This is a genomic window from Spirochaetota bacterium (assembly GCA_035477215.1).
Lineage (GTDB): Bacteria > Spirochaetota > UBA4802 > UBA4802 > UBA5368 > MVZN01.
This window is the reverse complement of sequence record DATIKU010000008.1, coordinates 67,364-80,137: the sequence shown is the minus strand read 5'-3', so window position 1 is coordinate 80,137 and position 12,774 is coordinate 67,364. Positions and strand designations below refer to the sequence as shown.

Sequence of the window (12,774 nt, the reverse complement as noted above, 5' to 3'; positions counted from 1 at the left end):
GGCCATGTTTTATCATTTGATACTCCCGCTGCAAGAGTACCTCTCGTTCCTGAGGCTGTTTCAGTACATAACATTCCGCTCGGCCTATGCCGCGCTCACGGCGCTCATGCTGGTGCTCTTGCTCGGAAACCTGGTCATTTGGTGGCTGAGGAGGATGAAACTCGGTGAGGAGATACGCGAGCTCGGGCCGGAGAGCCACCGGTCCAAGGCAGGAACGCCGACCATGGGGGGACTGCTCATTCTCGGTTCGGTGCTGGTTTCCATCCTGCTGTGGGGAAATTTCAAAAATCACTACCTCATCGTGCTCGCCATCGCCACACTCCTTCTCGGCGCGCTCGGTTTCATCGATGATTACACGAAATCCATTTTAAAGAACAAGAACGGCCTGCCGGCGCGCATGAAGCTGTTTTTCCAGTTCGCCATCGCCCTCGCGGTGGCGTTTGTCATCTATTTCTATCCGTCAAGCGGCGAACACACCACGAAGCTCTTCATCCCCTTCTTCAATGAAGCGGTGCTCGACCTGTCGTATTTCTGGATACTGTTCGCGGTCCTCGTAGTTGTGGGAAGCTCCAACGCCGTAAACCTCACCGACGGTCTCGACGGCCTGGCGATCGGTTCGGTGATAAGCGTGGCGGTGAGCCTCGGCATCATGACCTATCTCTCGGGGAACGTGAAGATCGCCGCTTACCTTCGCATCCCGTACATTCCACACGGCGCGGAGCTCACGGTGTTCCTCTCCGCGCTCGTCGGCGCGTCGCTCGGTTTTCTCTGGTTTAACAGCAACCCGGCGTCGGTTTTCATGGGCGACACCGGCGCGCTCGCACTTGGCGGCATCGTGGGTATGGTCGCCATCATGATCAAGAAAGAGGTGTTCCTGTTCATCGTCGGCGGCGTGTTCGTCGTCGAGGCGCTGTCGGTCATTCTGCAGGTGGCCTCGTACCGCCTGCGGAAAAAACGGATATTCAAGATGGCGCCGATCCACCATCACTTCGAGCTTTCAGGATGGCCCGAACAGAAGGTGGTGGTCCGCACCTGGATTCTCGGAATAATACTGGCGATACTCGGGTTGAGTTCGCTCAAGATACTGTAGGATTTTTCGGTATGATGGAAATCGGTCCCCACACATCGGTACTCGTCGTCGGCCTGGGATACAGGTCGGGGCTCGCCGCCGCGAATTTTCTGGCGGCGAAAGGATGCCGCGTGCTGATTTCGGACGTCAAAACCCGGGAGGAACTCGCCGACACGATCGCGCGCCTTGATAAGCGCGTGGAGGTGTTCGCAGGGAACCAGGACCCTTCGCTCCTCGACAGGGGATTTGATCTTATTGTCCTGAGCCCGGGGGTCCCCGCGGTAATCCCGCTCGTCGCCGAGGCGCGCCGCCGGGGCGTTCCGGTCATCGCCGAGGTCGAGCTCGCCTTCCGCTTCCTGCGCGGGCGCATGGTGGCGATCACCGGCACCGACGGCAAGTCGACCACCACGAGCCTGGTGGGGCACGTGCTCCGCTCGCTGGGCTGCAGGGCGCTGGTCGGCGGTAATATCGGCATTCCGCTTGTCTCGCTCGTCGAGGAGAGCATGGACGATACGGTAAGCGTAATCGAGCTTTCGTCATTTCAGCTCGAAACGGTCGAGCGCCTCAGGCCGGACGTCGCCGCCATCCTCAACATCAGCACCGATCACCTGGACCGCTATGCCTCGATGGACGAGTATTTCCGGGCAAAGTTACGCATTGCGATGAACCAGACGGCGGACGACAGCTTCGTTTACAACATGGACGATCCGATGCTCAACGCGGGGGTCGGTGGCGTCGCGGCCCGCCGCCTCGGCTTTTCGATGACAAACGCGGACGCGGACGCCTTTCTCGGAAAAGACACGATATTCATTCGCGACGCCGGGGCCGTAAAGGGCGTCCTTGATCTGTCGCGCATGAGGCTTATCGGCGTGCATAATGTGCAGAATGCCATGGCCGCGCTTCTCATGGTGGTGTCGCTCTTCCGGAAGATGGGGAAAGAGCCCGATTACCCGCTGATGGCCGAGGCATGTTACTCCTTCGAGGGGCTCGCGCACCGCATGGAGCGTATCGGCGAATTAAAGGGGCGTCTGTTCGTCAATGATTCCAAGGCGACCACCATCGGAGCGGTCGAGATGGCGCTTAAAAGCCTTTCGGGCGGGATCGTGCTCATACTGGGCGGCCGGACCAAGGGTGACGATTATTCCAGGCTGCGCGGCCCGGTAGCGGAGAGGGTCAAGTTTCTGGTGCTGATCGGAGAGTCGTCGCGGGAGTTCGCTGGAATTTTCGCGGGCGTTCCCGGCGAGACGGCCGCCGGTATGGACGATGCGCTGGCCAGGGCCATGCGGGCGAGCGCGGAGGGCGACACGATACTGCTCTCTCCGGCGTGCGCGTCGTATGACATGTTCAGTAACTTCGAGGAAAGGGGCGAGGCGTTCCGGGACTCGTTCGCGCGGCTTTCCTCGGGGGAGATATCGTGGACCTGAAATCGGTAATCGACACCCGCAGGCGCGGCGAGCCCGATATCGTACTTTTCATCATCATACTTCTGCTCGCGGGTATCGGTATCGCCATGAGTTACAGCGCGAGCGCCGTCGTCGCGGCCAGGACCTTCGGGGACTCCTTCCATTTCCTCAAGAGGCAGACGGCATGGTTCGTGCTGGGCTTCGCCGCCCTGTTCCTGATGCAGCAGTTCGACTATCGCAATTTAATCAGATATACCAAAATAATGCTGCTCGTATCGCTGGTTCTCCTCGTTCTGGTGCTCATCCCCGGCGTGGGACACAGCGTGAAGGGTTCGGCCCGCTGGCTGGGGACCGGTTCCATCGCCTTCCAACCTTCGGAATTCGTTAAAATATTCGTCGTCATATATCTCGCGAAGGTCTTTTCGTCCGAACCCGAGGGAAAGGGGAACCAGGTGGTTCAACTGCTCGTTCCGGTCGTTGTCGTTGCGCTCATCTTCATCCTCGTCATGATGCAGCCCGATTTCGGGACGGCCATAGACCTTCTGCTCGTTTCAGTGCTCGTGCTCTTTGTTTCCGGATTCCCGTTTTTCTATATCGCGGCGCTGTTCGTGACCAGCATACCGATGTTCTACCTGCTGGTCTACCAGGTCGGGTATCGAAAGGATCGCATGCTGGCCTATCTCGATCCGTGGAAGGATCCCTATGGAATCGGATACCACGTCATTCAGTCGTTCACCGCGTTCAGTCGCGGGGGCTTTTTCGGGGTCGGCCTCGGCTTCGGAACGCAGAAAATCAGGCGGCTTCCCGAGCCGCATACCGATTTCGTCTTCGCGGTCATAGCCGAGGAAACGGGGCTATTGGGGACCGTTCTCGTGGTGGCGCTCTTCTGCGCGCTCTTTTTTAAGGGCATGCGGATAGCGCAGGGCGCTCCCGACGAATTCGGGCGCCTGCTCGCCATGGGGCTCACGCTGCTGATCGTGCTCCAGGCCTTCCTCAATATCGGGGTCGTTACCGGGAGCCTGCCGACGACGGGCATTCCGCTGCCGTTTATCAGCTATGGAGGGTCGTCGCTGATTTCCTCGTTGATCGCGATGGGGATTTTACTGAATATTTCACGATACAGAGAGGTCGTTCAGGAAGAATCGAAGCTCTCTGAAGAGGTCTGGAGATGAAATTAAAAACGATACTCATCGTCGGCGGCGGGACCGGCGGGCACATCAGCCCCGGTATCGCGCTGTACGAGGAATTCAGGGCCGCGGGAGTCGATCTCTTTTTTCTCACCGGGAAAAAGGACGCGCGTTTCTCCTCTCTGAAAGACGTCGCGGCGGATGACCTGCTCAGTTACCGTGCCCCGGCGTTCACTCGAAATATCATCAAGCTGCCGTTCTTCATACTCGGTTTCGCCGCGGCGGTTCTTAAAGCACGGCTCATTATCCGGAAGAAGGGGATTGCGGCGGTGATCGGCATGGGGGGGTACGTTTCGGCGCCGGCGCTCATAGCGGCCGGGATCGCCGGCATACCCCTGTATCTCTGCGAACAGAATACGGTGCCCGGCAAGGTAACATCGTTTTTCGCCAGGTACGCCGCGGCGATCTTCACGACCTTCGAGTCGACCCGGGAGTATATGAAGAAAGAACTGCACGGCAGGCTCGTGCTGGTCGGAAACCCGATCAGAAAAAAGGTGCTCGGCGCGCCCGACCGGGACAGCGCGCGGAAGGCCTTTAACCTGAAGCACTGCAAAAAGGTGATCCTCGCCATTGGGGGAAGCCAGGGAGCGCTTACGATCAACGAGCTGGTGCTGGGCCTCAAGGCCGGTTACCCTGGCGAGTTCAAGGATGTCGGAATCATCTGGAGTACGGGGGGCCTGTTATACGAAAAGTACAAGCAGGCCGTACAGCGCACGGGCGACGCCGGCTCTCTGTATCTTTCGCCCTTCATCGACGAGGTTGGGGCGGCGTATATGGCGAGCGATATCGCCATCAGCCGTGCGGGATCGGGCGTGATGGTGGAGCTTGCCGCCATGGGTATTCCGTCCATTCTCATACCATTTCCGTACGCCGCGATGGACCATCAGGACAGAAACGCCGACGAGTTCGTAAAGGCGGGCGCCGCGGTAAAGATCGCGAACGCGGACGCAGTGCCGGAAAAGGTGTATCCCGTGCTTTCGGAACTCCTGGGCAATCCAACACGGCTCGCCAGGATGTCCGCGCGCGCGCGGGAGGCGGCGAAACCGGATGCCGCGGCCGCCATCGTTAAATCTGTTATGGCGAATCTTTCGGATAAATAAGCGGGGCGGGACGTGTTCAGAAAATCGAAAAGAATGCACTTTATCGGGATCGGCGGCATCGGCATGAGCGGGATCGCCGAGATACTCATCAACCTCGGTTATGAGGTCTCGGGTTCGGACCTGCGCGAATCGGAACAGACCAGGCGGCTCGCGGTGATGGGCGCCAGGATATTCATCGGCCACTATCCCTCGAATATTGAAGACTATAGCGTGGTCGTAACCTCGAGCGCCATAACCCCCTCCAATCCGGAGATCATCGAGGCGCGCAACCGGCGCATACCCATCATCCATCGCGCTGAAATGCTTGCGGAGCTCGTTCGCCTCAAACATGGTATCGGTGTTGCGGGGACGCATGGCAAGACAACGACCTCATCCCTGCTGGCCTGCCTCCTGTATTACGGGGGCGTCAATCCGACAGCCGTGGTGGGCGGCAAGGTGCTCAACTTCGGCTCCAATGCCAAGATCGGTCAGGGTGATTACATCGTCTTCGAGGCCGACGAGTCGGACGGATCGTTTCTGAAGCTTCTGCCCTCCATCGCCGTGGTGACCAACATAGACGCCGATCACCTCGACCATTACCGCTATTTCGAGGGGCTCAAGGACGCCTTTCTCCAGTATATCAACGCGGTTCCCTTTTACGGCTATTCGGTACTCTGCGTGGACGACCTCACGGTCGCGGAACTCCTTCCCCGCGTGGAGCGGCCCTACGTCACCTACGGGTTTTCGGAAAACGCGGATTTCCGCGCCGTCAATGTCAGGGTCGAGAACGGCACGACGAGGTACGAATGTCTGTACAAAGACAAGTCCCTGGGCGAGATTTCCCTGGGGATACTGGGACGGCATAACGCGCTCAACTCGCTATCGGCCGTCGCGGTGGCGATGGACCTCGGGCTCGATTTCAAGACCATCCGCGAAGGGCTGTCGACGTTCCGGGGAGTGGGGCGCAGGATGGAGCGCGTCGGCGAGGAGGGCGGCATTCTGGTGATGGACGACTACGGGCACCATCCCACCGAGATCCGGGCGACACTGGACGCGCTCTCGAGCCTTGGCCGCAGGCTGGTGGTGGTGTTTCAGCCGCACCGTTATTCGCGGACCAAACTCCTGTGCGAAGAGTTCGGCCAATGCTTTTCGGACGCCGACGCGCTCTTCCTGACCGAGATTTACCCTGCGGGCGAGGAGCCCATGGAAGGGGTCTCATCCGAGCTGATCAGCCATGCGATTTTTAGGCATACCGGTCGCGACGTGAGAATACTTCCCCGGTTCGAGGACATTGCCGCATCCGTCGCCGCCGAGGTGCGGAAAGGGGATGTCGTCCTCACGCTCGGCGCGGGCGATATTTACAAGGCCGGTCCGGCGGTGATGCAGTTGTTGAAAAAAAGGAGCACGGGCGGGTAAGATGCGCTGTGCGGTAAAAAAGGCATTCGCGGCGCTGGCATGCGCGATCATATCCGCGGCCGTGCCCTTCGGGAGCGCCGAGGCGGCGCGCGACATCCGCAAGGTGAGGGGGATCGAATTCAAGGGTCTCTATTATCTCAGCCGCTACGAGGTGCTCAAACAGGTGGCATACCGCGTGGACGGCGATGCCCTCGTCATCGATCTTGGAACGCTCAGGGAAGGCCTGGACAAAATGGCCCTCATAAAGAAATACTCGATAAACGAAGAAGGCGACAGGCTGACGGTGGTCATAGAGGAGAACGTCCCCGTGTACGTTGTGGTGCTTGACAGAGATGATGCTCTTGTGCCGGTCGAGCTTGACGCCGGGTTGAGGGTGCTTTCAACGGGGACGATACACGCGGCCGAGAGACCGATCATCGTCGCCTCGGCCGGCGAGTTGGCCGGGGGAAGGCCCTCGCCGCGTTTGCGGAAAACTCTCGAGACGCTTTCGGAGTTGGAGAAAAACGGAATGCCGGTTTTGCGGGAGATCGAGGAGATCGACATGATCGAGTATCCGCGTCTGCGCGTATTGTTAAAAGGCAGGCGCACCGTCCATACGCTCGAGATCGACCGCGGGAGCTTCCATACCCTGAACGCGCTGGTCGGATACCTGGACGCGACGCGATATTACCCGGCGCGTTCGGAGGTCCGTCCCGGCGCGGCGGTACTGAAGTAAAATGCAAGGAGCCCAGTGATGGAAGATACGATCGTCGGTCTTGATATCGGTACAACGAAAACCTGCGCGGTGATCGGTTTCGTCAACGAGAACAACCAGATAGAGGTCACCGGCGTCGGGATCGCGCCCTCGCGCGGACTGAAGAACGGCGTCATCATCAACATCGACAATACCGTCTCGTCGATCGTCAAGGCGATAGAGGATGCCGAGCTCATGGCCGGAACCGAGGTCGGTGCCGCGTACGTCGGGGTTACCGGACAGCACATTAAGGGCGAAAACTCGAAGGGTGTGGTCGCGGTCTCCAACCGACAGAGGACGATCACCCCCGTGGAGATAAAACGGGTCATCGAAGCCGCACAGGCGGTGGTGATTCCGGTCGACCGCGAGATCATACATGTGCTTTCGAAGGAGTTTTCGGTCGACGACCAGACCGGCATCAAGGACCCCATCGGCATGAGCGGCGTTCGGCTGGAGGCGGAGGTCCACATTATAACCGGCTCAACGACGACCATACAGAACCTTTTAAAATCGGCGAACCGCGCGGGTTACCAGTGCTCGGACGTCATCTTCGCGCCGCTCGCGTCGGCCGAGGCGACGCTCTCCAGGGACGAAAAGGATCTGGGCGTGGCGCTGATCGATATCGGCGGGGGCACCACGGACATCGTGGTGTTTATCGAGGGCGGAGTGGCCTATTCATCGGTCCTGTCGATCGGCGGAATCCATGTAACCAACGACATCTCGATAGGCCTCAGGACGCCGATCGAATCGGCCGAGGTCATTAAGAAAAAACACGGCGCCTCCGTTGTCGACCTCGTCGATGCGTCGGAGACGATCGAGGTGCCGTCGGTCGGCGGCCGGGCGCCCAGGCGGATATTTCGTCAGGAGCTCGCGCAGATCATCGAACCGCGCATGCTCGAGATAATGGAGATGGTTGACCGCGAGCTCGCCCGCAGCGGGAAGAAGGAGATACTGGCGGCGGGGATCGTGCTCACCGGCGGCGGCGCGATGATCGAGGGCTGCGTTGAGGCGGCCGAGCGAGTCTTCAACATGCCCGTAAGGGTGGGGATCCCGCGCGACATCGCGGGGCTCAAGGACGTGGTGGCGACGCCCCAGTACGCAAACGGCGTGGGGCTGCTCAAATACGGCATCAAGATGAACCGCTTCCGCACAAAATCGAAATCGGACCGCTCGGGCGGGATGGGTACGTTCGGAAAGAAATTCAGGAAGTTCATGGATAATTACTTTTAGCTCTTTTTTTCCCGATAATGAGACATAACACAAGGACAGGGGGGGAATGATGTTCAGATTGGAAGAGGAAAAACCGTTGAACACCATCATCAAGGTAGTCGGCGTTGGGGGCGCCGGCTGCAACGCGGTCAACCGCATGATCGCCACGGGCATGGAGGGCGTCGAATTCATCGTATGCAACACCGACGCCCAGCAACTTCGCGAGTCGCTGGCGCCGGTGAAGATACAGATCGGAAACAAGCTCACACGCGGGCTGGGGGCCGGCGCCGACCCGGAAATCGGGCGCGAGGCCGCCAACGAGGATCGCGACAAGATCCTGAAATCGCTCAAGGGCGCGGACATGGTCTTCATCACCGCGGGAATGGGGGGCGGGACCGGCACGGGTGCGGCGCCGATCGTGGCCGAGGTGGCCAGGGAGCAGAATGCGCTGGTGCTCGGGGTCGTCACCAAGCCGTTCCGCGTCGAGGGCAAAAAGCGTTCGGAGCGTGCCGAGGAAGGGATTCGCAACTTGAAGGACAAAGTTGACACGCTCATCACCATCCCGAACGATCTGTTACTGAAGATCATCGACCGGCGCACGCCTATCGACGACGCGTTCAAACTTGCCGATGATATCCTCCGCCAGGGAGTCCAGGGCATCTCTGACCTCATCATGATAACCGGCCTGGTCAACGTCGACTTCGCCGACGTCAAGACCGTCATGAAGGAGACCGGCGACGCGCTCATGGGTGTTGGGCTGGGCAGCGGCGAGAACAAGGCGCTCGAGGCGACGCAGATGGCCATCAACAGCCCGCTTCTCGAGGAGTCGAGCATAGAGGGCGCGCGCGCGGTACTCATCAACATCGCCGGCGGAAACGACCTGTCGCTGCACGAGGTGAACGAGGTCACCGATCTCATCAACCGCCAGGTCGATCCAGATGCCAACATCATCGTCGGCACGACGATCGATCCAGTCCTCAACGAGAAGGTCAGGGTGACCGTCATCGCGACCGGCTTCGACAGGAAAAGAAATTTACTTACCAAAAAGACCGACGCGGAACTGGGCCACAAGACCGGCGCGGCGCTTACGCTCATAGAAGGCAAAAACAGGATAGAAAAAAAAGTGCCGGCGAGCATGCAGACCTTCTCGCTCGATTACGAGCGCCGCAGGCTAAAAGATTACAGCAGGGATCACAGCACCGAAGACCTGGAGATCCCGGCCTTTCTGCGGCGTCACATTGAATAGCCTTTCCCCCCTCGGTCCCGACCTGCCCCGCGAAGGGGCAGGTCGCCGTTCGAAGCGCGGTATGCCGTGCCGTTTTTCCCCGGCACGCCGCGCTTCGAACGGTATGCGCGCACATTCGACATGCCGTCCCTGACGGCGGAGTACGTATCGATATGACAGTGGAAAATCCGCTCGAGGCGGCCATACGGCATTTCGCCCGGGTGCATGCGGGCGATTGCGGCGGGATGGCGGAACTTGCCGGCGATGCGTCCGTGCGCCGATATTTCCGTGTTTACACCAAACGGGGACCGTATATCGTCTGTTTCGACGAGACTCTTGCCGGCGCGCCCGACGGAGAGCACCAGTTTCTTGTTATGCATTCCCTGCTCGAACGAAGCGGCGTTCCGGTCCCTGGCATTGTCGCGGCGGACCGGGTGCTCGGCCTCCTTTTACTCGAGGACCTGGGTGATGAACCGCTCGAGGACCGGTTTTCCGGACTCGCGAATGATGGCGCGGAAAAGCTATACGGAGAGGTGCTCGACATCCTCGCGCGTATACAATCCATCACCCCGGATTCTTCCGCCGTTCCCTTCGGCCGTTCGTTCAACATGGAGAAGCTAATGTTCGAGTTCGATTTTTTCATCGAACACGCGGTGCTGAATTACTTTTCGTTCCGCGCACCGGAGTCGTTTTTCCGCGAACTGCGCAGCGAATTCCTGAAAATCGCCGAGGCCCTGCAGCGGCCGGAACTTTTCGTGCTCAACCACCGCGATTTTCATTCACGAAACATAATGCTCCGCGGTGATGCACCCTTCGTCATCGATTTTCAGGACGCGCGCATGGGACTTCCGCAGTACGATCTCGCCTCGCTCCTCAGGGACTCATACCTGCGACTCGACGGCGCGCTTTTCAAACGCCTCATGGGCCGTTATTATCTGCTTGCGCGCGATCGCGGGATTCACCGCATGGGCCGGAGGGAATTCGACCGGCTTTTCGATCTCTCGGCTTTTCAGCGCAATGTGAAGGCCGTCGGCACCTTCGCCTATCAGTCGCGGGTGCTCGGGCGCCGGAGGTACGAGCGCAACATCGTCGCCACCCTCGCGTATCTCGGCTCGTACGCGGAACGGAGCGGCGAGCTTTCCCGCGCGTGCGCGCTCGTGGCCGAGTGCGCCGGAGGCCCCGCGTGAAGGGATTCATTCTCGCCGCGGGATACGGGGAGCGCCTGCGGCCGGTGACCGACGTCTTCCCCAAGCCGCTCGTTCCGGTGGCGAACGTACCGTCGATTTGTTATGCGATATCGATACTCGCCCGCGCCGGGATTTCGAGCGTAATCATAAACCTGCACTACCGATCCGATAAGATACGGGAGTTCTTTGACGGGCACGATAACTTCGGTCTCGATATTTCGTTCTCGTACGAACCGAAGATTCTCGGCACCGGCGGCGGGGTGATGAAATGCAGGGAGATGATAGGCGGCGACGACTTCGTCCTGATCAACAGCGACGTCATTATGGATATGGACCTGGCCGCGGTGCTGCGGCGCCACCGGGAGAGAACCTCGCCGGGAACCGTCGTGCTGTATCGCGCGACGGACGCCGCGTCGATCGGCCAGGTTGGTGTGCGGGAGGAGCGGGTGATCGATTTTAAAAACTTTCTTGGCACCAACGTGCTCTCGGGTCTTATCTACGCGGGGGCCGCGGTACTCTCGCCGGCCATTTTTCAGTATCTTGAAGACGGGTTTTCGAGTATCGTGTACACGGGTTATACGGGGCTTATTGTGAATCGACGGCTCGACTATGTCGAACACGACGGGCTCTGGCTGGATATAGGCACTGTCGCGTCGCTGCGGGAAGCGTCCATGCGGACCGCTGCGACCGGCATGGCACAGGCGGTCGCGGCGATATGCGGTCTCGAGTCGGCGCCCGTTGCATCCGACGCGCAAATCGCGGCCGGGGCGGTTGTAAGGGATTCGATTATCGGAGCCGGTAGTATCGTGGGAGCGGATGCGGAGGTACTCGACTCGCTGCTTCTGCCGGGTTCGCGTGTGGAGGCGGGGGCGCGTATTTCGAGGGCCGTGGTGCTCCGGGAGGAGATAATTCGCCCATGAAGGTGCAAACGGGGCTCGATGTCTTTTTATCCGACGCGGACCGATACGCAAACCGGTCCGTCGCGCTTATCGCAAACCAGACCTCGGTTACGGCCTCACTCGAGTATTCATGGCACGCGTACGCCCGATCGGGGCTCAAACTGAAACGGATATTCACACCTGAACACGGACTCTTCGGTACGGAACAGGACCAGGTGCCGGTGACTGACCAACCCACTGCGGGCCCCGAGACGGTAAGCCTTTACGGTGATTCGGCCCGTACGCTCAGGCCGCTTGACGATATGCTCGACGGAATCGACACGGCGCTCTTCGACATGCAGGACGTCGGTTCACGCTATTATACCTACGTCAACACCATGGCGATGTTCATGGAAGCGCTCGCCGGGCGCGATGTCGAATTCATCGTCCTCGACCGGCCCAATCCGCTCGGAGGCATCGCCGTAGAAGGCCCCGGGCTCGAGCAGGGATTCGAGTCCTTCGTGGGGTTGTTCCATCTTCCCGTCCGTCACGGATTGACCGCCGGCGAGCTTGCGTTGTGGTATCGCGAACGGCACCGTCTGGACGTTAAACTGACTGTCATAAGGATGATTGGATGGCGCCGATCGATGCTCTTTCCCGAAACCGGGCTGCCCTGGGTGCCGCCGTCGCCGAACATGCCCACGCAGGATACGGCGCTCGTATATCCGGGGACGTGTCTGCTCGAAGGCACGACTCTCTCGGAGGGCCGTGGAAGCACCATGCCGTTTCAGATGTGCGGCGCGCCCTTCATCGGGCCGGAGGAATACGCCCTCCTGCTCAATGCGCAGGGCGTTCCGGGAGTTTTTTTCCGCCCGACCCATTTCAAGCCGACATTCAACAAATTCGCCGGCGAAAATACGGGAGGAGTGTACCTGCACGTTACCGATCAGGCGGCCTTTCTCCCGTTTCTTGCGGGCGTTGCCGTGGTATGGGCGGCCCGGAAACTGTACGGTGAGCGGTGCGCTTTTCCGCAGGGCGTCTATGAGTTCAATTCGGCGCATCCGGCCTTCGATCTGCTGGCGGGGAGCGCGACGATACGGGAGATGATTGATGCGGGTAAGGATATGGATACCATCAGCTCCTCATGGAAGGACGTCGAGGCGAGATTCTCGGCGGAGAAGTCCCCGTACCACCTGTACGAATGAAAGCATCGTCCGAAAAATGTAATTGAATTATTGTTCGAAACGGGCTATATACAATCAGAACGGCTATTCGGATTCAATACGGCCTTCCGTTTGCCGCGGGGGGAGGGAGAGACGGGTTGCTGCTGTGTTAGGTTCCCCGGCGTGTGGGCGGTAAGTCTCCATCGACCACCGTTGTCACGGCCC

At 59.7% G+C, this 12,774-nt stretch carries 11 protein-coding genes; all 11 read left to right on the top strand.

Annotated elements, in window-relative coordinates; genetic code table 11:
• The first annotated feature begins 4 nt into the window (after positions 1 to 4).
• Positions 5 to 1,090 carry a phospho-N-acetylmuramoyl-pentapeptide-transferase gene (gene mraY, locus VLM75_01320; GenBank protein ID HSV95553.1) on the top strand — a complete coding sequence of 362 codons (1,086 nt, stop codon included), beginning with the start codon at positions 5 to 7 and terminating at the stop codon, positions 1,088 to 1,090.
• Positions 1,091 to 1,101: 11 nt separating this feature from the next.
• On the top strand, positions 1,102 to 2,493 hold the full coding sequence (gene murD / locus VLM75_01315) for a UDP-N-acetylmuramoyl-L-alanine--D-glutamate ligase (GenBank protein ID HSV95552.1): 1,392 nt from the start codon (positions 1,102 to 1,104) through the stop codon (positions 2,491 to 2,493).
• Positions 2,484 to 3,644: a putative lipid II flippase FtsW gene (gene ftsW / locus VLM75_01310; protein ID HSV95551.1), complete on the top strand. Its 1,161-nt coding sequence runs from the start codon at positions 2,484 to 2,486 to the stop codon at positions 3,642 to 3,644. Before murD ends, ftsW begins: the two co-directional genes overlap by 10 nt.
• On the top strand, positions 3,641 to 4,759 hold the full coding sequence (gene murG, locus VLM75_01305) for an undecaprenyldiphospho-muramoylpentapeptide beta-N-acetylglucosaminyltransferase (protein ID HSV95550.1): 1,119 nt from the start codon (positions 3,641 to 3,643) through the stop codon (positions 4,757 to 4,759). Before ftsW ends, murG begins: the two co-directional genes overlap by 4 nt.
• Positions 4,760 to 4,771: 12 nt before the next feature.
• Positions 4,772 to 6,154, top strand: a complete 1,383-nt coding sequence (gene murC / locus VLM75_01300) for a UDP-N-acetylmuramate--L-alanine ligase (GenBank protein HSV95549.1) — start codon at positions 4,772 to 4,774, stop codon at positions 6,152 to 6,154.
• A gap of 1 nt (position 6,155) precedes the next feature.
• Positions 6,156 to 6,869, top strand: a complete 714-nt coding sequence (locus tag VLM75_01295; protein HSV95548.1) for a hypothetical protein — start codon at positions 6,156 to 6,158, stop codon at positions 6,867 to 6,869.
• A gap of 18 nt (positions 6,870 to 6,887) precedes the next feature.
• The gene (ftsA, locus tag VLM75_01290; GenBank protein ID HSV95547.1) at positions 6,888 to 8,117 is read left to right on the top strand and encodes a cell division protein FtsA; all 1,230 of its coding nucleotides are present in this window, start codon (positions 6,888 to 6,890) and stop codon (positions 8,115 to 8,117) included.
• Between the two features lie 49 nt (positions 8,118 to 8,166).
• On the top strand, positions 8,167 to 9,342 hold the full coding sequence (gene ftsZ / locus VLM75_01285; protein ID HSV95546.1) for a cell division protein FtsZ: 1,176 nt from the start codon (positions 8,167 to 8,169) through the stop codon (positions 9,340 to 9,342).
• Between the two features lie 152 nt (positions 9,343 to 9,494).
• Positions 9,495 to 10,508: a phosphotransferase gene (locus tag VLM75_01280; GenBank protein ID HSV95545.1), complete on the top strand. Its 1,014-nt coding sequence runs from the start codon at positions 9,495 to 9,497 to the stop codon at positions 10,506 to 10,508.
• Positions 10,505 to 11,428 (top strand): NDP-sugar synthase, encoded by a 924-nt coding sequence (locus VLM75_01275; GenBank protein HSV95544.1) that lies wholly within the window; start codon positions 10,505 to 10,507, stop codon positions 11,426 to 11,428. Before VLM75_01280 ends, VLM75_01275 begins: the two co-directional genes overlap by 4 nt.
• Positions 11,425 to 12,591, top strand: a complete 1,167-nt coding sequence (locus VLM75_01270) for a DUF1343 domain-containing protein (protein HSV95543.1) — start codon at positions 11,425 to 11,427, stop codon at positions 12,589 to 12,591. Before VLM75_01275 ends, VLM75_01270 begins: the two co-directional genes overlap by 4 nt.
• Positions 12,592 to 12,774: the final 183 nt, after the last annotated feature.

What these genes read in the sequence shown, in the direction of transcription:
- VLM75_01280 (HSV95545.1), top strand. Translation starts at nt 9,495, where the DNA reads ATGACAGTGGAAAATCCGCTCGAGGCGGCCATACGGCATTTCGCCCGG.
- ftsZ (HSV95546.1), top strand. Translation starts at nt 8,167, where the DNA reads ATGTTCAGATTGGAAGAGGAAAAACCGTTGAACACCATCATCAAGGTA.
- murD (HSV95552.1), top strand. Translation starts at nt 1,102, where the DNA reads ATGATGGAAATCGGTCCCCACACATCGGTACTCGTCGTCGGCCTGGGA.
- ftsA (HSV95547.1), top strand. Translation starts at nt 6,888, where the DNA reads ATGGAAGATACGATCGTCGGTCTTGATATCGGTACAACGAAAACCTGC.
- murG (HSV95550.1), top strand. Translation starts at nt 3,641, where the DNA reads ATGAAATTAAAAACGATACTCATCGTCGGCGGCGGGACCGGCGGGCAC.
- mraY (HSV95553.1), top strand. Translation starts at nt 5, where the DNA reads ATGTTTTATCATTTGATACTCCCGCTGCAAGAGTACCTCTCGTTCCTG.
- VLM75_01295 (HSV95548.1), top strand. Translation starts at nt 6,156, where the DNA reads ATGCGCTGTGCGGTAAAAAAGGCATTCGCGGCGCTGGCATGCGCGATC.
- VLM75_01270 (HSV95543.1), top strand. Translation starts at nt 11,425, where the DNA reads ATGAAGGTGCAAACGGGGCTCGATGTCTTTTTATCCGACGCGGACCGA.